24 protein-coding genes are annotated in these 22,644 nt (G+C 61.5%); 15 read left to right on the top strand and 9 right to left on the bottom strand.

Translation table 11 applies throughout. From position 1 onward, the window contains the following. Positions 1-450 precede the first annotated feature (450 nt). Together rpsT and QOV41_RS19675 are read right to left on the bottom strand one after the other, a co-directional pair. Complete coding sequence (rpsT, locus tag QOV41_RS19680) at positions 451-717, bottom strand: 30S ribosomal protein S20 (protein ID WP_284578685.1); 267 nt, start codon at positions 715-717, stop codon at positions 451-453. Positions 718-1,010: 293 nt separating this feature from the next. After that, complete coding sequence (locus QOV41_RS19675) at positions 1,011-1,364, bottom strand: septal ring lytic transglycosylase RlpA family protein (RefSeq protein WP_284578684.1); 354 nt, start codon at positions 1,362-1,364, stop codon at positions 1,011-1,013. A gap of 473 nt (positions 1,365-1,837) precedes the next feature. On the opposite strand from QOV41_RS19675, the gene QOV41_RS19670 reads away from it, so the two are divergent. Together QOV41_RS19670 and QOV41_RS19665 are read left to right on the top strand one after the other, a co-directional pair. Then, the gene (locus QOV41_RS19670; RefSeq protein WP_284578682.1) at positions 1,838-2,662 is read left to right on the top strand and encodes a manganese catalase family protein; all 825 of its coding nucleotides are present in this window, start codon (positions 1,838-1,840) and stop codon (positions 2,660-2,662) included. A gap of 9 nt (positions 2,663-2,671) precedes the next feature. Then, positions 2,672-3,058, top strand: a complete 387-nt coding sequence (locus QOV41_RS19665; protein WP_284578681.1) for an HIRAN domain-containing protein — start codon at positions 2,672-2,674, stop codon at positions 3,056-3,058. 15 nt (positions 3,059-3,073) lie between these two features. Here the strand turns inward: QOV41_RS19665 and QOV41_RS19660 are convergent, their stop codons facing one another. Further along, a complete protein-coding gene (locus QOV41_RS19660; protein ID WP_284578680.1) occupies positions 3,074-3,829 on the bottom strand; it encodes a TetR family transcriptional regulator C-terminal domain-containing protein in 756 nt (251 codons plus the stop codon). Positions 3,830-3,884: 55 nt separating this feature from the next. On the opposite strand from QOV41_RS19660, the gene aptA reads away from it, so the two are divergent. The 9 genes from aptA (at position 3,885) to QOV41_RS19615 (ending at position 14,822) form a co-directional block, all read left to right on the top strand. After that, positions 3,885-5,231 (top strand): omega-aminotransferase AptA, encoded by a 1,347-nt coding sequence (gene aptA / locus QOV41_RS19655; protein ID WP_415926732.1) that lies wholly within the window; start codon positions 3,885-3,887, stop codon positions 5,229-5,231. Further along, positions 5,231-6,727: a CoA-acylating methylmalonate-semialdehyde dehydrogenase gene (locus tag QOV41_RS19650; protein ID WP_284578679.1), complete on the top strand. Its 1,497-nt coding sequence runs from the start codon at positions 5,231-5,233 to the stop codon at positions 6,725-6,727. Before aptA ends, QOV41_RS19650 begins: the two co-directional genes overlap by 1 nt. Before the next feature lie 24 nt (positions 6,728-6,751). Then, the gene (locus tag QOV41_RS19645; protein ID WP_284578677.1) at positions 6,752-8,002 is read left to right on the top strand and encodes a Zn-dependent hydrolase; all 1,251 of its coding nucleotides are present in this window, start codon (positions 6,752-6,754) and stop codon (positions 8,000-8,002) included. A gap of 9 nt (positions 8,003-8,011) precedes the next feature. Further along, positions 8,012-9,466, top strand: a complete 1,455-nt coding sequence (gene hydA, locus QOV41_RS19640; RefSeq protein WP_284578675.1) for a dihydropyrimidinase — start codon at positions 8,012-8,014, stop codon at positions 9,464-9,466. Between the two features lie 218 nt (positions 9,467-9,684). After that, complete coding sequence (locus QOV41_RS19635) at positions 9,685-10,509, top strand: ABC transporter ATP-binding protein (RefSeq protein ID WP_284578673.1); 825 nt, start codon at positions 9,685-9,687, stop codon at positions 10,507-10,509. Positions 10,510-10,669: 160 nt separating this feature from the next. After that, complete coding sequence (locus tag QOV41_RS19630) at positions 10,670-11,566, top strand: ABC transporter permease (protein ID WP_284578671.1); 897 nt, start codon at positions 10,670-10,672, stop codon at positions 11,564-11,566. Then, entirely contained in the window at positions 11,563-12,657 is a 1,095-nt protein-coding gene (locus tag QOV41_RS19625; RefSeq protein ID WP_284578668.1) for an ABC transporter permease, read from the top strand. Before QOV41_RS19630 ends, QOV41_RS19625 begins: the two co-directional genes overlap by 4 nt. Positions 12,658-12,688: 31 nt before the next feature. After that, complete coding sequence (locus tag QOV41_RS19620) at positions 12,689-13,684, top strand: ABC transporter substrate-binding protein (protein ID WP_284578667.1); 996 nt, start codon at positions 12,689-12,691, stop codon at positions 13,682-13,684. 259 nt (positions 13,685-13,943) lie between these two features. Continuing rightward, positions 13,944-14,822, top strand: a complete 879-nt coding sequence (locus QOV41_RS19615) for a hypothetical protein (protein ID WP_284578666.1) — start codon at positions 13,944-13,946, stop codon at positions 14,820-14,822. A 74-nt stretch (positions 14,823-14,896) separates the two neighbouring features. Here the strand turns inward: QOV41_RS19615 and truB are convergent, their stop codons facing one another. The 4 genes from truB to QOV41_RS19595 all read right to left on the bottom strand — a co-directional run bounded on the left by truB (position 14,897) and on the right by QOV41_RS19595 (position 18,078). After that, positions 14,897-15,802 (bottom strand): tRNA pseudouridine(55) synthase TruB, encoded by a 906-nt coding sequence (gene truB, locus QOV41_RS19610; RefSeq protein ID WP_284578665.1) that lies wholly within the window; start codon positions 15,800-15,802, stop codon positions 14,897-14,899. Beyond that, entirely contained in the window at positions 15,799-16,212 is a 414-nt protein-coding gene (rbfA, locus tag QOV41_RS19605) for a 30S ribosome-binding factor RbfA (protein WP_284578664.1), read from the bottom strand. Before rbfA ends, truB begins: the two co-directional genes overlap by 4 nt. 31 nt (positions 16,213-16,243) lie before the next feature. Further along, positions 16,244-16,915 carry a hypothetical protein gene (locus QOV41_RS19600; protein WP_284578663.1) on the bottom strand — a complete coding sequence of 224 codons (672 nt, stop codon included), beginning with the start codon at positions 16,913-16,915 and terminating at the stop codon, positions 16,244-16,246. A gap of 149 nt (positions 16,916-17,064) precedes the next feature. Further along, positions 17,065-18,078: a 2-hydroxyacid dehydrogenase gene (locus QOV41_RS19595; RefSeq protein ID WP_284578661.1), complete on the bottom strand. Its 1,014-nt coding sequence runs from the start codon at positions 18,076-18,078 to the stop codon at positions 17,065-17,067. A gap of 105 nt (positions 18,079-18,183) precedes the next feature. On the opposite strand from QOV41_RS19595, the gene QOV41_RS19590 reads away from it, so the two are divergent. Beyond that, positions 18,184-18,762, top strand: coding sequence for an SH3 domain-containing protein (locus tag QOV41_RS19590; protein ID WP_284578660.1), 579 nt, complete (start codon positions 18,184-18,186; stop codon positions 18,760-18,762). On the opposite strand, the gene QOV41_RS19585 is transcribed toward QOV41_RS19590, so the two are convergent. Both QOV41_RS19585 and QOV41_RS19580 read right to left on the bottom strand, forming a co-directional pair. Next, positions 18,759-19,544: a siderophore ferric iron reductase gene (locus QOV41_RS19585; RefSeq protein WP_284578658.1), complete on the bottom strand. Its 786-nt coding sequence runs from the start codon at positions 19,542-19,544 to the stop codon at positions 18,759-18,761. The genes QOV41_RS19590 and QOV41_RS19585 overlap by 4 nt on opposite strands. A 39-nt stretch (positions 19,545-19,583) precedes the next feature. Beyond that, complete coding sequence (locus QOV41_RS19580; protein ID WP_284578657.1) at positions 19,584-20,342, bottom strand: copper homeostasis protein CutC; 759 nt, start codon at positions 20,340-20,342, stop codon at positions 19,584-19,586. Between the two features lie 114 nt (positions 20,343-20,456). Between QOV41_RS19580 and QOV41_RS19575 the strand changes: the two genes are divergently transcribed. From QOV41_RS19575 to QOV41_RS19565, 3 genes are read left to right on the top strand one after another with little or no spacing between them, the layout of a single operon-like run. Beyond that, positions 20,457-20,834, top strand: coding sequence for a GntR family transcriptional regulator (locus QOV41_RS19575; protein WP_284578656.1), 378 nt, complete (start codon positions 20,457-20,459; stop codon positions 20,832-20,834). Then, on the top strand, positions 20,831-21,739 hold the full coding sequence (locus QOV41_RS19570; protein WP_284578655.1) for an ABC transporter ATP-binding protein: 909 nt from the start codon (positions 20,831-20,833) through the stop codon (positions 21,737-21,739). Before QOV41_RS19575 ends, QOV41_RS19570 begins: the two co-directional genes overlap by 4 nt. Then, on the top strand, positions 21,736-22,629 hold the full coding sequence (locus QOV41_RS19565; protein WP_284578654.1) for a hypothetical protein: 894 nt from the start codon (positions 21,736-21,738) through the stop codon (positions 22,627-22,629). Before QOV41_RS19570 ends, QOV41_RS19565 begins: the two co-directional genes overlap by 4 nt. Positions 22,630-22,644: the final 15 nt, after the last annotated feature.

The raw sequence follows: 22,644 nt of genomic DNA, 5'->3' as shown, positions 1-22,644 counted from the left end.
GGCGCCCTTTTTCCTGCTGACCAGATTACTTTAGAGGGAGCATTTTGGCCCCGCAACACGTGAATCTCTAAAATGGGGGCTTGACTCTAACCTTTGGTTTTTACCCTGCCAGGCCTCCGAAAATTAACCTGCGGCAACGCTCTGTGACTCAATGCAGATTCGATTCCTTAGCCGGAAAGTGACAACCAAAAATTTATTTCTGTCGCGTGCTGCGTAGGGGTGTCGGGAGGGCATTGTGACATTTTCACAATGGCAGCCCATCCTGTTAAGAGGCTGACTACGCTCGATATATTTGCTTGGTTGGGGTTATCTCGCTTGCGCGGCGCATGTGTCATCAGAATGACACGTGGCGCCCGACTCGGAAAAACCATGCTCAGACGGATCAAAGAAAAAGGGCCCCTCGCGGAGCCCATTGTCAATTCGCTAGCGCCTCCTCAGAGGCGGATCATCTTAGGCGTTGAGAGCCTTAACGCGATTGTTGAGGCGGGACACCTTGCGAGCCGCCAGATTGGCGTGAACGATGCCCTTGGAAGCGGCGCGGTTGATCTCGGGCTCGGCAGCCTTGAGCGCCGACATGGCAGCGGCGTGATCGCCACCGGCAATTGCTTCCTCGACCTTGCGGATGAATGTGCGAACGCGGCTGCGGCGCGACTTGTTGACCGCGGTGCGGGCTTCGATCTTGCGGGTAGCCTTCTTGGCTGACGGCGTATTGGCCATAACGGTCCTCTTGGCGTCCAACCGGCCGCATGCGCCTCTTGGCATGTCGCAGGCGTCCGGGATGAAATGAAAGCGGCGGCACATGGGAGCCGCCAAGTCGCGGGGTCTATAGGGGAAAGGGCGGCGACCGTCAACTGGCTTTACGCCTTGGTGAGGGTGCTGCATCACTCCACGTGTGGATCGCTACCTGGTGCCAGGCAGCGGAATGCGTCTGATCTTGTAGCGCTTAGGTGCGGTTAGAGCAAAGGGGCCGCTTGGCGACCCCTTTCGAGCGTTCAGATCTCGTTCAGAAATCAGAGCGCAGAAAGACAAACCGAGGTGGTGCCGCGATTGCGGAAGCCCAGCTTGGTCGCAGCGGCCTTGGACAAATCGATCACCCGGCTACCATGAAACGGCCCCCGATCGTTGATCGTGACCTGCACCTTTTCGCCAGTCCGCTGATCGGTCACCAGTACCTGCGTGCCAAACGGGAGCGAGCGGTGCGCCGCAGTCATGGCGTTCTCGTTGAAGATCTCCCCCGAGGCCGCGACCTTGCCATTGAACCCAGGACCATACCAGGAGGCACCACCACATTGTGCATAAGCAGCAGAAGAGAAGGACAGCACAGAGGCAGCAATCACAGCAGCGGAGAGGATCTTCTTGTTCACTGGAGTAGTTCTCGCTTCAGTTAAGGTGCAGCCCGTCTAAAATCTCCTTTGGGCCAGAATGTGATCCACTTTGGGACACCAGCCGCAAAGCGGGGAACTGTTGTGGTTGTGCAACAGCTTAATGCGGCGAGACTCAGTGCCACGAGGAACTTACTTTCCGCATTCAGAGGAAATGAATCTACTTCCGACCACCTCCGGCCGCTCTGCGGAACTGCGGTACCCCAATTTTAGAACCAGGTTCCAAGCTGTTGCCCTTTGGCCACGGCGGTGAACTTCACCAATAGCTGATCAGAAACTTGGAGGGTTCCGCAGAAAGTTACGGCTCTTTAGGCTCGGCGCTAATGTATTGGGGCAACATTGCGGCAGGTTACCTGACGGTAGGCTGTCAGTAACCTAAATTGCAGCTTAACGGCACAAGCAACTCCGCTGCTCCGGTAGGGTTTGTAAGGCTCCAACAACCGGAGCTCCCTCCCATGTTCTATACCGATGGTAAGCTGCAATATCCCGTTTTCGTCGAAACTCCCGATCCGATTTTCGCCCGCGCCCTGCAGCAGGCGATTGGCGGCGTCGAGGGCGAGATCCGCGTCGCCATGCAGTATTTCTTCCAGGCCATGGGAGCTCGTGGTAATCCCAAGTTCCGCGACCTGCTGCTGAACACAGCCACAGAAGAGCTGGGCCACATCGAAATGCTAGCGACGGCAGTAGCGCTCAATCTTGAAGGTGCGCCGGTCGGCGAACAGGAAGCAGTGGCAGCGGACCCGGTGGCTGGTGCCGTTCTCGGCGGCATGAACATGAAGAACATCCTGTCGGCCGGCTTGGCCGCTATGCCCGTCGACTCCGACGGCGTGCCGTTCGACATGAGCCATTGCTACGCCAGTGGCAACATTGCCGCCGACATGACCGCCAACGTTACCGCCGAGTCTACGGGCCGGGTTCTCGCTGTGCGTCTTTACAACATGACCAATGATCCCGGCATGAAGGACATGCTGCAGTTCCTCATTGCACGCGACACCATGCACCAGAACCAGTGGCTGGCCGCGCTCGAAGAGCTCGGTGGTGCCCAGGACGTCTTCCCGATCCCCAACAGCCACCCGCAGACCGAAGAAAAGCAGGAATTCAGCTACGCCTATCTCGGGTTCAAGCAGGATGGCAGCGAGCCGGTGCAGGGCCGGTGGTCAGAAGGCGAGTCGATCGACGGCAACGGCACATTCGAAACGCGCAATATGGAGCCCCTTGGCGAAGAGCCGGCTCTTGGCCGCGCTCGTCCGGGTACGGGCGCCCAAGCCGAGCAGCTCTAGGAGGGCACCATGTTTCGTCGCGCCTTTCTCGCTGGCGGTGCGGGCCTACTCGCAACGGCGCCCGCTTTAGCGGCGGCGGTGCCTGGCGGGTCCTCAGCAAAGCTCCATCCACTCGCTCGAAGCTACCTGACATCCGTTCAGGCGGACGCGGTCCGGCGTTTGACACCGGGGACCCCGCTGACGCTGCAACGGGATCCTTCCCGCCGCTTCGAGCCGGCAACTGCAGTGGCCGTTCTGGCCGGTGACCAGCACCTCGGCTACCTGCCGGGCAATGCGGGCAAGCTTGTCGCTCCATTGCTCGACAGTGGCGCGCTCGCGCTTGTCGGTGAGGTGAGCAAGGTTCGCCAGGGCGATCGTCTTGCGGCCGATCTCAACATCTACATCGAACTGGCTTGACGGCTCGGCGCCGCACTAGTGCGGCGCCGACTTCACCTTCGGCGTCAGACCATGCAGGAACAACTGCTCCAAATAGCGGGCGGCATCCTCGAAACGGCCCTCGCCACCACGCGCCGGCCCCAGAACGGCCCGTACCTGCACATCGAAATCAGCGTAATGCTGCGTCGTCGCCCAAATTGAAAAGATCAAGTGATAGGGGTCCGTGCGGGCGATCCGCCCTTGATCCATCCAACTCAAGAGAACCGCCGCTTTCTCATCGACAAGGTTTCTGAGGTCCACCTCAATCATCTCGATGATTCTGGGGGCGCCCTGCAGCATCTCATTGGCGAAGAGCCGGCTTTCGCGCGGAAAGTCCCGTGCCATTTCCAGCTTGCGCCGGATATAGGAGCGGATCTCGGGGAACGGATCGCCGTCCGCCTTCATCTCCCGTAGCGGCGCGAGCCAGGTGTCGAGCAGGGTGGCCATCAAGCGGCGATGGATCTCCTCCTTGCGCGGGAAATAGTAGAGCAGATTGGGTTTGCTCATCCCGGCGGTCTCGGCGATCATGTCGATGGTCGCGCCACGAAAGCCATGCACCGAGAAGACCTCGAGTGCCGCCTCCAGGATCAAGTCCTGCTTCTCTCTTTGTATCCGCGTGAGGGGGCGCGCCTTCGCTGCCGCCTTGCTCTGGCGTCTCGGACTTATCTGCGGTTCGGCAATTTTCACTTTTGTCGGCGGCATTTTCGCCTTGCGGGAAAGTCTGGGAGTGCTAACATTTTTCCAACTGGTCAAAATTCTGGACTTCCCGCTTCCGCGTCAAGGCCTAAAGTAGAACCAGCCGAAAAGCATGAAGGCGAGGGGTTTCGTGTCCAATTCATCTGCAGTCGCGCCAAATGATCTGAGCGCCTTCTGGATGCCGTTCACGGCAAATCGCCAGTACAAGAAAGCGCCGCGCATGTTCGTCGCGGCCAAGGACATGCACTACACCACCAATGATGGTCGGCAGGTGCTTGACGGCACGGCTGGCCTCTGGTGCGTCAATGCTGGCCACGCGCGGCCCCGCATCGTCGAGGCGATCGCCAAGCAGGCGGCCGAGCTCGACTATGCGCCAGCCTTCCAAATGGGGCACCCCAAGGCGTTCGAGTTGGCCAACCGGCTGGTCGACATCGCGCCCAAGGGGCTGGACCATGTGCTCTTCACCAATTCGGGCTCAGAGTCGGTGGAAACGGCGCTCAAAGTCGCGCTGGCATACCATCGGGTGAAAGGGGAGGGCGCCCGCACTCGTCTCATCGGCCGCGAACGCGCCTATCACGGCGTGAATTTCGGTGGCATCTCGGTGGGCGGCATTGTCACCAACCGCAAGATGTTCGGCACGCTGCTCAGTGGCGTCGACCACATGCCGCATACGCACAACCTCGCCAAGAACGCCTTCTCGCGCGGTCTGCCCGAGCATGGGCTGGATCTGGCCGACGAGCTCGAGCGCATCGTCACCCTTCACGATGCTTCGACCATCGCTGCGGTGATCGTCGAGCCCGTGGCTGGCTCCACCGGCGTACTGATCCCGCCCGCCGGCTATCTCAAGCGCCTGCGGGAGATCACCAAGAAGCATGGCATTCTCCTCATCTTCGATGAAGTGATTACCGGCTTTGGTCGCCTCGGAACGCCGTTTGGCGCGGATTATTTCGACGTGGTGCCCGACATCATGGTGACAGCCAAGGGCCTCACCAATGGCATCATCCCCATGGGCGCGGTCATGGTCTCGGCCGAGATCCACGATGCCTTCATGCAGGGGCCCGAGCACGTCATCGAGTTCTTCCATGGCTATACCTATTCGGGCAATCCGGTGGCCTCGGCGGCAGCGCTCGCGACGCTGGAAACCTACAAGGAAGAGGGGCTGCTGACCCGCGGTGCCCAACTGGCGAAAGCCTGGGAAGATGCGCTCCATTCTCTCAAGGGCGAGCCCCACGTCATCGATATCCGCAATATTGGCCTCGTCGGCGCCATTGAGCTCGAGCCGATCGCTGGGCAACCCACCAAGCGCGCGTTCTCGGCTTTCCTCAAAGCCTATGAAACGGGCTATCTCATCCGGACCACCGGCGACATCATCGCCATGAGTCCACCGCTGATCATTTCGGAATCCCAGATCGGCGAACTGGTAGACGGCGTGCGCGCCGCGTTGCGGAGCATCGACTAATGCAGATCATCGAGAACGCCGTCGCCGGCAAGCGCTACGTCTCCTCATCCAGCCGCCGCGTTCCTGTTTTCAACCCGGCGACCGGCGAGCAAGCCGCCGAACTGCCGCTCTCGACCCTCGACGAGCTGAACAAGGCCGTGGCCTCTGCGAAGGAGGCGCAGATCGCCTGGGGTAACACCCCGCCCATGAAGCGGGCCCGCGTCATGTTCAAGTTCAAGGCGCTCCTGGATCAGCACGCCCACGATATCGCCCGCGAGATCTCAAAGGAACATGGCAAGGTCCATGACGATGCCTTGGGCGAGGTGGCGCGCGGCATCGATTGCGTGGATTTCGCCTGCGGCATCCCGCAACTGCTCAAGGGCGAATTCTCCCGCAATGTTGGCCCAAGCATCGACTCCTATTCGGACCGCCAGCCCCTGGGCGTCGTTGCCGGCATCACGCCTTTTAACTTCCCTGCCATGGTGCCGATGTGGATGTATCCAGCCGCCATTGCCTGCGGCAACAGCTTCATCCTTAAGCCTTCCGAGCGCGATCCATCCGCCTCCATGCTCGCCTGGAACCTCTTCATGGAAGCGGGGCTTCCCGAGGGCGTGCTCAACATCGTTCATGGCGACAAGGAGATGGTCGACGGCATTCTCGACCACCCCGACATCAAGGCGGTGAGCTTCGTCGGCTCCACCCCCATCGCCGAATACGTCTATCAGCGCGGCACGACGGCCGGAAAGCGCGTCCAGGCACTCGGTGGCGCCAAGAACCACATGGTCATCATGCCCGATGCCGATCTCGACCAGGCTGCCGACGCCCTGATGGGCGCTGGCTACGGCTCGGCCGGCGAGCGCTGCATGGCGATTTCCGTCGCCGTGCCGGTCGGCAAGGAAACTGGCGATGCGCTGGTCGCCAAGCTCAAGCCGCGCGTGGAAGCCCTCAAGATCGGTCCGGCGACCGACAAGGACGCCGAAATGGGTCCGGTGGTCACCAAGGCGCATCGCGACAAGATCGTTGGCTATATCGATAAGGGCGTCGAGGAAGGCGCCGAACTGGTGGTGGATGGCCGCGGCTTCAAGCTCCAGGGCTATGAAGAAGGCTACTATGTCGGCGGCACGCTGTTCGACAACGTGACCCGCGACATGACCATCTACAAGGAAGAGATCTTCGGCCCGGTACTGTCGGTGGTCCGCGCTGCCGACTATGCCGAGGCCGTCGATCTCATCAATACGCACGAATATGGCAACGGCACCGCCATCTTTACCCGTGATGGAGATGCTGCGCGCGAATTCGCCGACAAGATCGAGGTGGGCATGGTGGGTGTGAACGTACCGATCCCAGTGCCGGTTGCCTACCACTCCTTTGGCGGTTGGAAGCGCTCGCTCTTCGGCGATCACTCCATCTACGGACCCGAGGGCGTTCACTTCTATACTCGGCTGAAAACCGTCACCACCCGCTGGCCCGCCGGCATCAAGGGTGGTGCGGAGTTCACCTTCCCCAGCCTCAAATAGCCTTCAGTCAAAGGAAGCGCCCAGATGTCTGCACCAGGAGAAAACCTTCGTATCAATGGTGACCGGCTCTGGGACAGCCTAATGGAGATGGCCAAGATCGGTCCGGGCGTCGCCGGCGGCAACAACCGCCAGACGCTGACCGATGCGGATGCCGAGGGGCGCCAGCTCTTTCGCCGCTGGTGCGAAGACGCCGGTATGAGCATGGGCATCGATGAGATGGGCACCATGTTTGCCCGCCGCGAGGGCACCGACCCCCACGCCTTGCCGGTCTATGTCGGCAGCCACCTCGACACCCAGCCCACCGGTGGCAAATATGATGGCGTGCTGGGCGTCCTCGGTGGCCTGGAAATCGTGCGCAGCCTCAACGATCTTGGTATCAAGACCAAGCACCCCATCGTCGTCACCAACTGGACCAATGAGGAGGGCACGCGCTTCGCCCCGGCCATGCTGGCCTCGGGTGTCTTTGCCGGCCTCCACGATCTCGATTGGGCCTATGATCGCAAGGATGCCAAGGGCCTGCGCTTTGGCGACGAATTGGAGCGGATCGGCTGGAAGGGCGACGAAAAAGTCGGTGAGCGCAAGATTCACGCCTTTTTCGAACTCCATATCGAACAAGGGCCGATCCTCGAGGCCGAGGGCAAGGACATCGGCGTCGTCACCCACGGCCAGGGGCTCTGGTGGCTCGAGATCACGCTCACCGGCAAGGATGCCCATACCGGTTCGACCCCCATGCCCATGCGCAAGAATGCCGGGCTCGGCATGGCGCGGATTACCGAACTGGTGCACGAAATTGCCATGAGCCACCAACCCCAGGCGGTCGGCGCCATCGGCCATGTCGATGTCTATCCCAATTCGCGCAACGTCATCCCGGGTAAGGTGGTGTTCACCGTCGACTTCCGCTCGCCCGACCAGGCTATCCTCGATGCCATGAAGACCCGGCTTGAAGCTGAGGCGCCCAAGATAGCCGACCAGCTAGGCCTGGGCTTCGCAATGGAAGTTACCGGGCATTTCGATCCCGTCACTTTCGACGCTGGCTGCGTTGCCGCCGTGCGCAATGCCGTCGAGCGGCTGGGCTATTCGCATCGCGACCTCGTCTCCGGTGCCGGCCACGACGCCTGCTGGATCAACCGCGTGGCGCCCACCGCCATGGTGATGTGCCCCTGCGTCGATGGTCTCAGCCACAACGAGGCCGAGGAAATCACCAAGGATTGGGCGCGTGCCGGCGCTGAAGTGCTGTTCCACGCGGTGGTCGAAACTGCTGAAATCGTAAGTTAGGGGCACATCATGGCAAGCAAGGTCATCAAGAACGGCACCATCGTCACGGCGGACCTGACCTACAAGGCCGACGTCAAGATCGAGGGCGAGACCATCGTCGAGATCGGACAGAACCTGTCTGGCGACGAGACGCTCGACGCCTCGGGTTGCTACGTCATGCCCGGTGGCATCGATCCTCATACCCATCTCGAGATGCCCTTCATGGGCACCTATTCGGCCGATGATTTTGAAAGCGGCACCCGTGCTGCTCTTGCCGGCGGCACGACAATGGTTGTCGATTTCTGTCTGCCGAGCCCCGGCCAAAGTCTGCTCGAAGCGCTCCAGATGTGGGACAACAAGTCGGGCAAGGCCTCGGCGGACTATTCGTTCCACATGGCAATCACCTGGTGGGGCGAGCAGGTCTTCAACGAAATGGCCGATGTGGTCGACCGTGGCATCACCACTTTCAAGCACTTCATGGCCTACAAGGGCGCGCTGATGGTAAACGACGATGAGTTGTTTGCCTCCTTCCAGCGCTGTGCCGATCTGGGCGGGCTGCCGCTGGTTCACGCCGAAAACGGCGATGTGGTCGCTGCCATGACGGCCAAGCTCTTGGCCGAAGGCAATAATGGACCCGAGGCCCACGCCTATTCTCGCCCGCCCGAAGTGGAGGGCGAAGCCACCAACCGGGCCATCATGATCGCTGATATGGCCGGCGTGCCGCTTTATGTCGTGCATGTCTCGTCCGAGCAGGCGCATGAAGCGATCCGCCGCGCCCGTCAGAAGGGAATGCGCGTCTATGGCGAACCTTTGGTGCAGCACCTGACGCTGGACGAGAGCGAGTACTTCAACCCCGACTGGGATCATGCGGCGCGCCGGGTCATGTCGCCCCCCTTCCGCAACAAGCAACATCAAGATTCGCTCTGGGCGGGTCTGCAGGCCGGCTCGCTTTCCGTCGTAGCTACCGACCATTGCGCCTTCACCACCGAGCAGAAGCGCACCGGCGTCGGCAATTTCTCCAAGATCCCCAATGGAACAGGTGGTCTCGAAGATCGCCTGCCAGTGCTGTGGACGGCAGGCGTTAATACGGGTCGCCTGACCATGAACGAGTTCGTTGCCGTCACCTCCACCAACATCGCCAAGATCCTGGGCATGTACCCCAAAAAGGGTGCGGTGATGGTGGGTGCCGATGCCGACCTCCTCGTCTGGGACCCCAAGTGCAGCAAGACCATCTCATCTGAAAACCAGCAGTCGGTTATAGACTACAATGTCTTCGAAGGCTTTGAAGTCACCGGTTTGCCTCGTTTCGTGCTGACGCGCGGCAAGGTTGCCATCGTCGAGAGCGAGATCAAGACCGAACCCGGACACGGCAAGTTCGTCGCGCGCGAGCCCAAGGGCGCGGTCAACCGTGCGCTCAGCCAGTGGAAGGAGATCGTCGCGCCACGCAAGATCGAGCGCTCTGGCATTCCGGCGACGGGCGTCTGATGGTCACGCCAAGGGCTCGTATCGATGGGCGTGCTGCCGGTTATTTAGGCAGCATTGATCCCCCCTTCTTGGGTGGCAGTCAGATGGCGGGCGCAATAGCCAGACAACGCCGTTCGGCACACCTTTTGCATTTGTTCGGTACTGGGGAGAGGCAAGCCGCCGCTTTCCGGCAGCCGGTCGTTCAACCCAGCTGAGAAAGGCACCAGCTCTTGTCCGTGATGACCGAAACTTCCACTTCCCTCACAGACAAGGCTGCGCCCCACGCGGTGGTGTCCGCCACCAATCTCGGCCTAACGTTCCAGACCAATGACGGCCCGGTTCATGCCCTCTCGGACGTGAACCTTACCATCGCTAAGGGCGACTTCGTGTCCTTCATCGGGCCGTCGGGCTGTGGCAAGACCACGTTCCTACGCACGATCGCCGATCTGGAGCGACCCACTTCGGGCCTTTTGACAGTCAATGGACAGACGCCGGAAAACGCCCGCAAGGATCGCTCCTACGGCTATGTTTTCCAGGCGCCTGCCCTCTACCCTTGGCGCACCATCGAAAAGAACGTTGCCCTGCCGCTCGAGATCATGGGCTATTCCGCGGCGCAGCAGTCCGAACGCATCGCTCGCACGCTGGATCTGGTGAACCTCGCGGGCTTTGAGAAAAAGTACCCCTGGCAATTGTCAGGCGGCATGCAGCAGCGGGCGTCCATCGCGCGGGCGCTGGCCTTCGACGCCGATCTCCTCCTAATGGACGAGCCCTTCGGCGCCCTCGACGAGATCGTGCGCGACCACCTCAATTTTGAACTGCTCAAGCTCTGGTCCCGCACCGGCAAAACCATTTGCTTTGTGACCCACTCCATTCCCGAGGCGGTTTATCTTTCAACCAAGATCGTCGTCATGTCGCCGCGACCGGGTCGGGTGACCGATGTGATCGAATCCACCCTGCCGCGCGAGCGCCCGCTCGACATCCGCGAGACGCCGGAGTTCCTTGCCATCGCCGCCCGCGTGCGGGAAGGCTTGCGCGCTGGCCACTCTTATGAGGAGACGGTGTGATGGTGGTGTTGAGCACGCCATCGCGTAACCCCCACCTAGCCTCCCCCTGGGAGGGGGAGGAACGGAACGGTGATTGGCGCTGTATCTTGCACCCACCAGCCCCCCTCCTCCCTCTCTCAGGGGGAGGCCGGGTGGGGGTCTTTGCCGATGGTGACGCCGCATGAAGCGCGCCATCCCAATCCTCACCATCCTCATCGCTCTTGTGGTCGTCTGGTATCTCGCCGCGATCGCGCTCAATGCGCCCTGGCAGAATGACGTTTACCGGCGCGGGGATGTCACCAATGTTCCCCTGACCCAGTTTATTGCCGACACCTGGAACCAGGAAAAGCCTGTGTTGCCCACGCCGCATCAGGTGGCCGAGGAACTCTGGAACAGCACGGTCATGGTGGCGCCCAACAAGCCGCGCAGTCTTCTGTTTCATGCCTGGGTGACGTTCTCGGCCACAGGACTCGGTTTCGCCCTCGGCTCGGTTCTCGGCATCGCCCTTGCCGTGCTGATTGTTCATTCCGAGGCGATGAACCGCTCGCTCATGCCCTGGATCGTCGCCAGCCAAACTATCCCCATTCTGGCGTTGGCGCCGCTGATCGTGGTCATTGGCTTCAATCTCTTCACCGGCACCATCGGCATGCCCACTGATCCCGCGCGCCTGCTCAGCAAAGCGATCATCTCGGCCTATCTCAGCTTCTTTCCAGTTGCCGTAGGCATGGTCAAAGGCCTGCGCTCGCCTGAAGCGATCCAACTCGACCTCATGCACACCTATAGCGCCAGCGCCAACCAGACCTTCTGGAAGCTGCGTTGGCCCGCTGCTATGCCCTTCCTTTTTGCCTCGCTCAAAGTTGGCGTTGCCGCCAGTCTCGTCGGTGCCATAGTGGGCGAACTGCCGACCGGCGCCGTCGCCGGCCTGGGCGCGCGTCTCCTTGCCGGCTCCTATTACAGCCAGACGGTGCAGATCTGGTCGGCGCTCGTGGCGGCCTCGATCCTGGCGGCGCTGCTGGTCCTCGCTGTTGGCCTTGTGGAAAAGCTCGTCAATCGCGCCATGGGAGCGCGCCCAGCATGACGCAGTTCCAGCATTTCCTGGCAATTGTCGCCGGCGGGCTTTCTGCTGCGGCTGTGGCATTGAGCCTCGTGACGCCTTTCGAGACGGCGCTGGTGCTTAAAGCCTTTCTGCTGCTGGGCGTCGCCTCCATGCTCCGCTTCATCGTGCCGCTAGGGCTTTGGGTCGATGGCGCCTTTGCCCTGCTTGGCGCGGTGGCGGTGTTGACGACGATCAATGTGTTTAGTCCCATCCCGCCCTTTTTCTGGATGGCGCTGGTGGCCGCCTGGCTCTTTTCCTGGTTGTTCGTCGAGCGCCTGAGCAAGGCCTTGGCCCCTCGATTGGGCGACAATGCCGGTCTGGGCCTCCTGATCCCGGTAGTCTTCGGAATGACCCTGCTGGTCGCCTGGGAAGTGGTCACCCGCGGCGCCAATGTCCCGCAGGTTATTCTGCCGCCACCCTCGATGATCGGTGCCCGCATTGCCAGCTCACTGGGCCTACTCTGGATCGACTTCCAGCAAACCTTCCTCAAGGCGGTACTTGCGGGCTACGCCCTGGGGTGCGGCCTTGGCTTCCTTGTTGCCATCCTCATCGACCGTTCCCCATTTCTCAAATCGGGGCTCCTGCCCTTGGGCAATTTCGTTTCCGCCCTGCCCATCGTTGGTGTCGCACCCATCATGGTCATGTGGTTTGGCTTTGACTGGCAGTCCAAGGCGGCCGTCGTGGTCATCATGACCTTCTTCCCCATGCTGGTGAATACGGTGGCCGGCCTCAATGCAGCGAGCGCCATCGAGCGCGACCTTATGCGCACCTATGCCGCATCCTACTGGCAGACGCTGCTCAAGCTACGGCTCCCGGCAGCGGGGCCCTTCATCTTCAACGCCCTCAAGATCAATTCCACGCTCGCGCTGATCGGTGCCATCGTCGCCGAATTCTTCGGCTCGCCGGTCGCGGGCATGGGATTCCGCATCTCGGCCGAGATCGGCCGAATGAATGTGGACATGGTTTGGGCCGAGATCGCCATGGCTGCCCTGGCAGGCTCGGTTTTTTACGGAGTGGTCGCCCTCATCGAACGAGGGGTCACGTTCTGGCATCCATCCATGCGGGGTGCCTGAACCATCAGGAAACAAAAAGGGGAAAGCGCAAATGAAGAACATTCTCATGGGTGCGGTTGCGGGCGCTGTAGCGCTCACCGCCAGTGCCGCCTGGGCGCAGGACGACAACTCGGTCGTGCTGCAGCTCAAATGGGTCACCCAGGGCCAGTTTGCCGGCTACTACGCCGCTCAGGAGCAGGGCTTCTACGAAGAGGAAGGTCTCGACGTCGAGATCAAGCCAGGCGGCCCTGACATTGCACCCGAGCAGGTTATCGCCGGCGGTGGCGCAGACGTCATCACCACCTGGATGGCTGCGGGCCTGGCGGCGCGCGAACGCGGGGTACCACTCGTCAACATCGCCCAACCCTTCGCTGAATCTGGCTTGCTGCTGACCTGCCGCAAGGATGCCGGTGTTGAAACCACCGACGACTTCCCCGGCAAGACCTTGGGCGTCTGGTTCTTTGGCAACGAATATCCCTTCTATGCCTGGATGGCCAAGCTGGGCCTGTCCACCGATGGCAGCGAGGGGGGCGTCGAAGTACTGCGCCAGGCCTTCAATGTCGATCCGCTGGTCCAGAACCAGGCCGCCTGCATCTCCACCATGACCTACAACGAATACGGCCAGGTGCTGCGCGCGGGCTTCACCGAAGACGAACTCACGGTCTTCAACTATCGCGACGAGGGCGTCGGCATGCTCGAGGACGGCCTCTACGTGCTCGAAGAAGACCTTGAGGACCCCGCCTTCGTCGAGAAGATGACCAAGTTCGTCCGCGCTTCGATGAAGGGTTGGGAGTGGGTGCGCGAGAACCCCGAAGAAGCCGCCCAGATCATCGTCGACAACGACATGACCGGCGCCATGACAGTCGAGGACCAGCTTTATCAGGTCCAGGAGGTCAATAAGCTCACAGAGGGCTCGACCGGTGTCCTCGACGAAGCCGATTACCAGCAGACTGTCGACACGCTGCTCTCGGCTGTGTCACCGGACAATCCGGCTATCACCACGCAGCCTGAGGGCGCCTACACCCATGTGGTGACTGACGGACTTTAACCCGTCGACCGAGTGGCGAGGGGCGGGACAGTATGCCCGCCCTTTCGCGTTAACCTAGAGCAAGAGTTTTCACCGGGCTCCGGAACGATTCTCGCTCACTGTTTGTTGATGGGCCATTGCGTCACCAAGAGAGGTCTTCTCAATGAACTCCATCATCTACATCGTTGGTCTCATCGTCATCGTTCTGGCCATCCTGTCTTTCATCGGCCTGGCATAAGCCGTCCCCGATAAGCGTCAACTTGAGACAGGAGCCAGTATAATGGCAATGGATTCACCTTCGGTCGTGTCGGTCGATGCCGGCGCCGATCAGTCGAGCTATGTCGACTGGCCGGCTATCATCGGGGGCATCGTGCTCGCCTCCGCAGTCAGCTTGATACTGATCAGCTTCGGCGCTGCTATTGGCCTCAACTTCCTCGACTTCCAGTACAATGCAGATGCCAATCCGATTCTCATCGGCATTGCAGCTGCCGTCTGGTTCCTCTTCGTCGTGCTGGCCAGCTATATGTCCGGCAGCTACATCACCGGGCGTCTGCGTCGCCGGCATTTTGATGCCAGCGAAGAAGAAAGCGACCTCCGGGACGGAGTCCACGGCCTGCTGGTCTGGGCGGGTGCTGCCGTCGTCGGTGCTTATCTGGCCATGAGTGGCGTTGGCACCGGTCTCAATGCGCTAGGCTCAGTCGCCTCGACGGCAACCGAGGCTGCCTCCACGGTCGCCGGCGATGCCGTCAGCGAAATGGATCCGAACGCCTATTACGTGGACTCTCTGTTCCGCTCGCCCCAGGCGACCGACACCGAGTCTGCTCGCGCCGAGGCAACCCGCATCTTTGCGCAGGCTGCGCTCAACGAGGGCCCGCTGCCCGAGGAAGATCGTGCCTATCTCGTCTCGTCCGTGGCCACTAACACCGGCCTGGCCCCCCAGGAAGCCGAAGCTCGCGTTGAGCAGGTCAGTGCAAGCGTCGAAAATGCGCGCCAGCAGGCCGTCGACGCGGCCCGAACTGCCCGCAACACCGCGATCATCTCGGCCTTCCTGATCTCGGCCTCGCTGCTCGCCGCCGCCATTGCCTCGTTCTGGGCAGCTCAGAAGGGTGGCAATCACCGCGACAAGAAATTGATGCTGACGGACTTCCGTCGCTTCTAAGAGCAATAGAGAAGGGCACCAACGCCCCCGAACCATTAAACTCAAAGGGTGGAGAAAAATCTCTGCCCTTTATTTTATGTATTGAAGACCCGCCGGGGCTGAAACTGCCCGTATGCCACCGAGCCGGTCGCCACGACCCCGCCGGCAAAGCTTGCCCAGCACTCATCCATTTGCACCGGGGCCGCTGCGCCGGTGAGGAGCACCGGATTGCCATGACGCACGGCCGAAGCCTGCAGAGCATCCAGCCGGATCTCCGGTAGTTCCGAGAAACCCGCTGCCACAGGAGCCAAAAGAGCGTCGCGCTGCGCGCCTTCCGCTGCTTCGAGCTGCTCCAGCGTCACCGCTTCGGCATCGGTGAAGGGGCCCACAGCGGCGCGGTGCAGCAGGCTGACATGCCCACGCGTTCCTAGCGCCTCGGCGAGGTCGCGCGCCAGCGAGCGCACATAGGTGCCCTTGCCGCAGGTGACTTCGAGCATGGTGTGCTCGGCGCCATGCTCGAGCACGGCAATAGCGTCGATGTCCACGGGGCGAGGCTCGAGTTCCACCGCTTCTCCGGCCCGCGCCAAATCATAGGCGCGTTCACCAGCAATCTTGAGCGCCGAAAAGATCGGCGGCCGTTGCATGACCGCTCCGGTAAACTGCGGCAGCACAGCCTCGAGCGCCTCACGACTGGGTCGGACGTCGGACGTGGCGATCACCGCGCCTTCCGCATCGTCGGTCGTGGTGGCACTGCCCCATTTAATAGCGAAGCGATAGACTTTGGTGCCGTCTTGCACTTGCGGCACGGCCTTGGTTGCTTCGCCCAACGCGATGGGCAGAATGCCGGTCGCGAGCGGATCGAGCGTACCGGCGTGCCCCGCCTTGGCAGCGGCAAAAAGCCAGCGCACCTTGCCCACCGCCTGGGTCGAGGTCATGTCATAGGGCTTGTTGAGAACCACCCATCCCGAGATTGGGCGTTTCACGCGTTTGGGGGCGCTCACTCTTGCTCGTCGTCCCCATCTTCGGCTTCGACATCCCGGCGCACCCGGTCCGAGCGCAAGAGCGCGTCGATGCGGCTGGCTTCGTCAAAGGTGTCGTCCACGAAGAACCGGATTTCGGGCGCGAACTTCATGTTGATCTGGGGCGCCACCTGGCCGCGAATAAACTTCTTGTTGCGGTTGAGCGCGGCGACGATCTCCTCGGCATGCTCCCCGCCCAGCGGCATCACATAGGCATTGGCAATCTTGAGGTCATTCGTCATGCGCACCTCAGGTACGGTGACGACTGCACCGCGCAAGGCGTCGTCTACCACGTCACCGCGCGCGAACATGCTCGCCAGGGCGTGACGCACCAGTTCCCCGACGCGAAGCATGCGCTGGCTCGGTCCGGAGGGCTTGTTATCTCTGCTCATTGCCGCGACTTAGGCGCTCCGGCCCGGCGCGTCAATTGTCCTGAGCAAGCTGTGTTTGCGCCTGCAGCAATTCGGCGCGGGCCTGCACCACCTCGGTGGCCACCGGCCAGCTTGCCGGATCGGCCGGATCAAACGCATCCCCGCGCCATTCCTGGTAGACGCTCGCCACGCCCGCATCAGTTTTGCGAAAGGTCATCACCATCACTTCGCCCTGCCCGGCGAAGCCCGCCAAACCATCGTGGAAGGCACCGCACACAAAGCCCAAGGGCGCCAGCTGCTCCCCATTGTCCTCACCAAGCTGAAAGAACCCGGTGACTTCGCGCTTGCAGCGTTGTCCGTAAGTCTCGACCACTTGATTGCGGTAGGAGGCCAGATGCCGACCATCGTTCCGCGCAATCCGGGCCCCATACAGCTGGGTCCAGCTTTCCTGGCCTTCCCCTTCAGGATAAAGCGCCAGGCGGACGCCGTCTTCTTCGACATCATATCGGCTCGGCACGGCGGCCCCGACTTCCCCCGCGGGCAGTTGCTCTGGGGCAAGCCAGCCCGGCAATGGCATGGAAAGGCTATGATCCATGGCCTGGAGCACAAGATTGTCGCCAGACAGGGTGAGTGGCGGCGCCGCCTCCTGCGCCAGCAGGGGAGTCGTCGCTCCAATCATCAAGCTGCCAATCAGCGCGAGCGACCACCAACCGAACTTCTGCATAAGCGACTTCCCCCGCCTCAAGCGCTGCGGTTGATCCAACCCCGACGCGCGCGACGATTAGGAGGGGAGGGGGTTCTCCCGCAAGGCCCTCACCCGCCGCGAAATGCGATCGGGGTCAAGGTGAATACTTGGCGCAACACTTTGATGACTTAGCTGCGGTGACTGGGGGTGCCGTCGGGCAGCACCCGATGGGGCGGCTGGTGCCCGTCCATGAAGGTGCGGATGTTCACAATCACCGTTTCGCCCATCTCGATGCGAGCTTCCAGGGTGGCCGACGCCATGTGGGCGGTCAACACCACCTTGTTGGCCTCGGCCAGTGCGAGCAGGTGCGGGTTGATGCCCTGCCGATACTCGAAGACGTCGAGGGCCGCGCCCGCCAAGTGGCCATTCTCGATTTCCGCAACCAGTGCCGTCTCATCCACGAGCTCGGGGCGGCTGACATTGACCACGAAGCTGCCCGGCTTCATCCGCGAGAGCCGTTCGGCCGACAGGATATGGAAGGTTTCTCGGGTGTGGGGCGTGTGGAGCGAAACAATGTCCACCGCCTCGACCATAGCATCGAGATCGGACCAATAGGTCGCTTCCAGCGGCGACTCGAGACCTTCTGGCCGGCGGTTGCGGGAATAATAATGGATGTTGAGGCCGAAAGCCTTCGCCCGTTGGGCGACGGCGGTGCCGATGCGGCCCATGCCGACGATCCCGAGCTGCTTGCCCCGGAGTCGGTGACCCAGCATGGAAGTGGGCGACCAGCCGGCCCAGACGCCATCGCGGACCAGCTTTTGCGTGCCCTCGACCAGGCGTCGCGGCAGGGCCAGCATTAGCACCATGGCCATATCGGCCGTGTCCTCGGTCAAGACTGACGGCGTGTTGGTGACCGTCAGCCCCGCCGCCCACGCCGCCTCCAGATCGATATTGTCCACGCCATTGCCGAATTGCGCGATCAGGCGAACCGAGGGCGGCAGCCGAGCGATGAGGTCCGCATCGATCCGGTCGGTGATGGAAGAGACCAAGACGTCCTTGCCAGAGAGCCCGGCGACAATGTCGTGACTGGTGAGGGTGACATCGCCCTCATTGATGTCGGTCTCGAACAGCGTGGCCATGCGCGCTTCGATGGCTTCAGGCAGGCGCCTGGTAACGAGGATTTTAGGTTTCAGGCTGGCCATTCAGTTCCGGGTCACACCGCTTACAACGGGCTAATGCAGAGCCCTTCAGCGACCATTAAGGATATCGGGCTAGTGATAGGGCAATTCTGACCCATCTGCAAAGTCATGTTCGACCAGACCACCGGCGCAATCATCACTCGGCAGTCCCAGAGCGCGTTTCGTGCCCTGCTGATCGTCTTGTCAATGCTACTCGGCCTAGCCGCTCCCGCTTTGGCGCAGGCGTCCAACCCCAGTGGGCTGCCGCTACCGCGCTTTGCCAGCACCCGCTCCGACCCGATAAATGTCCGTGTCGGCCCCGGCACGAAATACGACATTGCCTGGACCTATGTGAAGTCCGGCTTGCCCGTCGAGATCGTCCAGGAGTTCGATACCTGGCGCAAGATCAGGGATGTGGATGGCACGGAGGGCTGGGTGCACCAGAACCTCTTGTCCGGCACGAGGATGGGTTTTGTCACGCCCGTCCTGGCCAATGCCGAGATCCCGCTGCGTGCCAATCGCTCCGATGAGTCGTCAGTGCGGGCACGGCTCGGGCCGGGGCTCAAGGTCACCATCAAGCAATGCGATGGCGAATGGTGCGAGGTCAGCGCCACCGGCGGTGAGGCCGGGCAGCGCAGCGCCACCTATTCGGGCTTTCTGCATCAGGAAGAGCTCTGGGGCGTGTACCCACAGGAAGAGTTCGACTAGCCCCGCTCCGCCAAGACATCAGCGAGTTGGCGGACGCGGCGTTGCTCTTCATCCTGTCGCGAGCAGTTAGAGCAGAGCCGGTCCGGCGTGATCAGATAATCCAGGCAGCAACCTTTGCGGCGCACGATCAGCACTTCGGTGCCATCGGGCGCCCCCACAGCCTCAAGCTCTCCTCTGCCCTCCATATCGAGAGCGCCGAGCCATAGCTGCGCTAGGCCGCGGATCTGTTCATTTCTCAAGTCCGGCTGCTTGCGCGCGAGGCGGACAAGCAGGCTCAGGACACGCTCCGCAAAGAGCCGCTGCGCCGGGATCGGCCTGAGCTTGGCCAATGCATTGACCTCTTCCAGCATGGTTTCTGATAGCGCGCGCAATTGCTGCGCTGCCCCTTCCACCATCTCTTCGGTCGTGCCGGACGACTGCGCTTCTGCCAGTAGCCGATAGCCATCCACATAGATGCCCCGGCGCCGCTGGGTGAGGCCCAGCAAATCTGGCACTGCGCCATGCACATGCACGGCGATGAACGCCAGGTAGATCGGCTGCCAGGTCAGGTTGGTCCAGAGCCGAACCGCCCAAAAGGCAGGCCTTGCCTGCGGATAGGCGGCACGTAGTGCCGCCAGCAGCTCGCCCAAAAAGGCGCTGTTATCCCCCTGAGGCGCATACCAGCCGGGCAGGGGCGGACCGGGCTCCCCTTTCATGAAGCCGGTGAACTGTGCAGCGGCGGCAATCAGCCTGGTGGTCGCTGGATCAGCGCTGTCTTGCGGAAACAAAAAGGAGCGGGCCATGGCCAGCTTCTAGCGCTCCGCGCGCTAGGCGGAAAGCGGTTAGGCAGCCGCCTTTGCCGCAGCGATCGTCGTCCTCACTGCTTCTTTGTCGGTGAGCGTGACCTCGTACTCCCGCTCGATTGCCGTGCCGCCCATGCCGACATGGGGATTGCGGAACGCCATGCCGCTCTTGATGGTCTTGAGTGCAGCGAAATGCATCTCGTCGACCCCCGTGGCCTGCCGAACGGCCGCGATGTTGTTTTGGTCCAACGCTCCGCACGCCATCACGACAATGCGTCCGTCGGCAACTGCCATGGTCTGTTTGAGGATCTCGATGCCCTCCTCGGCGGTATCGCGCTGCCCGCTGGTCAGCACGCGGTCAACACCGCACCCGATCAGCGCCTCGGTCGCGGCGCGGAAATCGCGCGTCATGTCGAAAGCGCGATGGCAGGTAACCTTCATGGGGCGTGCCGCGTTTACCAAAGCCCGCGTCCGAGCTTCGTCAATCTCGCCCTCGGCCGTGAGGCAGCCGATGACGACCCCCGCAACGCCAAGCTCCTTGAGCGCTTTGACGTCCTCGATCATCGAGCGGAATTCGAGTTCGGAATATAGGAAGTCGCCGCCACGCGGGCGCACGATGACGTGGAAGGGGATGGTTGCGGCAGTGAGCGCGGCCCTGACCACGCCAAGACTTGGCGTAATGCCGCCTTCCAGAAGGCTGGCGCAGAGTTCCACGCGGTCAGCGCCCGCCTCTTGGGCGGCCACCAAGCCATCTACCCCTTCGACGCAAATTTCGATCTTGAACGGGTACTGACTCATCAACTGGTCTCCTATTGGTATCTCACTGGTAGATTGCTCCATGTTCTTCCGCAAGACGATTGACACTCCTTATATGGTGTAATACATCACTACTACACCAAGTAGGCAGAACACATGGATGAGTTTCACGCAAGCCAGCCGATCTTCGTGCAGATCAGGCAACGGCTGACTGAGATGATCCTGCGTGGCGCAGTAAAGGAAGGGGAGGCGCTGCCTTCGGTTCGCCAGACTGCCACGGAGCTCTCAGTCAATCCGCTGACTGTCACCAAGGCATTCGAAGCACTGGTCGATATTGGCGTGGTCGAGAAGCGGAGGGGTCTGGGAATGTTCGTCAAGACGGGCGCGCGCGCCGAATTGCTGTCCCATGAACGGGAAAAGTTTCTCAAGGAGGACTGGCCCCGCATTGCGGCGCAAATCCGCGCCCTTGATCTTGATCTGCAAAGCCTGCTCGCCCAGTCCGGCGCTTCGCCCAAAGAGGGACCAAACTCATGACCGATCTGTCAGCCGATACCACCGCCATCGAACCCATCGTTTCGGCACGCGGACTCAAGAAGTCCTTTGGACGCAAGCAGATCTTGCACGGGCTCGATTTTGATATTCCGCCGGGCCGAATCTACGGGCTTATCGGACACAATGGCGCGGGCAAGACCACCACGCTCAACGCCATGCTTGGCCTCACCAATTGCGAAGGCACCATTCGTGTGCTGGGCGAAGATCCTTTTGCGCGGCGCGCCAAGCTCATGGAGAACGTTGCCTTTATCTCCGACGTGGCGAGCCTCCCCCGCTTCCTGCGCGTGCGGGAGCTCTTCGCTCTCCTCTCCAACATTCATCCCAACTTCTCGATCGAAAAAGCCCGCACCTTCCTTGAAGGCACCGACATCAAGCCCGAGCTCAAGATCAAGAATCTGAGCAAGGGCATGATCGCCCAGCTCCACCTGGCGGTGGTGATGGCGATCGATGCCAAGCTCCTCGTTTTGGACGAGCCGACGCTAGGCCTCGACATCACCTACCGCAAACGCTTCTACCGCCGGCTCCTCGAGGACTACATGACCGAGGAGAGAACGCTGCTCATCACCACCCATCAGGTGGACGAAATCGAGTTCATGTTGTCCGACATTATGTTTATCCGCGATGGTGAGCTGATCCTCCACATGCAGATGGAGACGGTGAACGAAAAGTTCGTACAATTGGTGGTCAACGATCCCGACTTGCAGGCGCAGGCCCGCGGCTTTGGTCCGGTCTATGAGGAAACCCGCTTCGGCCAGACCGTGATGATCTTCGACGGCATCGCGCGGGAGCAGTTGGAACCGCTGGGCAAGCTCTCGACCCCCACTATGTCCGATCTCTTCGTGGCGCTCATGCAGCGACCTACGGCCAATCCGGAGCGTGCCCGATGAAGGCTTTTGCCGCCCTGATCCGTCGCGAGTTCATCGAGCATCGCGGTGCGTTCTTCATCGCTCCGCTGTCGCTGGTGGGGGTGCTGTTCGGCGCCGCCATCCTCGCCTTCACCGTCGGCCGCGTCGACGGGAAGTTTTCCGGTGCCATGTTCACCGTCGCCCCGATGCGCGTCTACGAGCTCGGCTTCCTGGGCTTTTCGGCAGCTTGGTGCCTCTATCTGCTTGGCACGCTCTTCTTCTATTGCGCCGATGGATTTGCCGCCGACAAGCGCAACAACGCCATGTTGTTCTGGAAGTCCATGCCGGTTTCCGACTTCCGCATTCTCTTGAGCAAACTGGCGGCAGCCCTGACCATCTTCCCCGGAGTGATCTATGGGGTCGCCCTCCTCAGTGGCCTATTGCTGTTCGGCGTCGCCTTCACCACAGCGCTCGTCAACGGCACGGGGTCCGCAGCACTCTTGGGCAATATCGCCGAAGTCTATGGCCAGGTGGCAGTCAGTCTGCTTGTCGTCATCGTCTGTGGCCTGCTTTGGTTCCTGCCCTATATGGCTCTGGTTGGCGCCATGGCTACCGCGATGGGGCGCTGGGCTATTCCCATGTCCCTCCTGTTGCCCGCGATCATCTCCACACTGGAATGGGTGACCCTGGGCGGTCTCCACCCCTTCGATACCGCAACATGGAATTATCTCAGCTACCGTTCCACCTTCCCGCTCAGCGAGGAGGGCTACCTCGACACTTGGTTCATGAGCGGTGAAAACTTCGCGGCGGGCGCCTTTGTTTCGGACCTGATTTTGCGGTTCGGCTGGCTCCAGGTTGGCACCGGCGCGCTGTTTGCCCTGATTGTCCTCTATATCGCCAGCGAATACCGGCGACGCGTCAACGACAACTAATACCAAGTCCCACTG

Origin of the sequence: Devosia sp. RR2S18 (assembly GCF_030177755.1) — a bacterium.
GTDB classification, from domain to species: Bacteria; Pseudomonadota; Alphaproteobacteria; order Rhizobiales; family Devosiaceae; genus Devosia; species Devosia rhizosphaerae.
The sequence above is the reverse complement of the archived record's forward strand: the minus strand, read 5'-3'. Positions and strand labels throughout refer to the sequence as shown.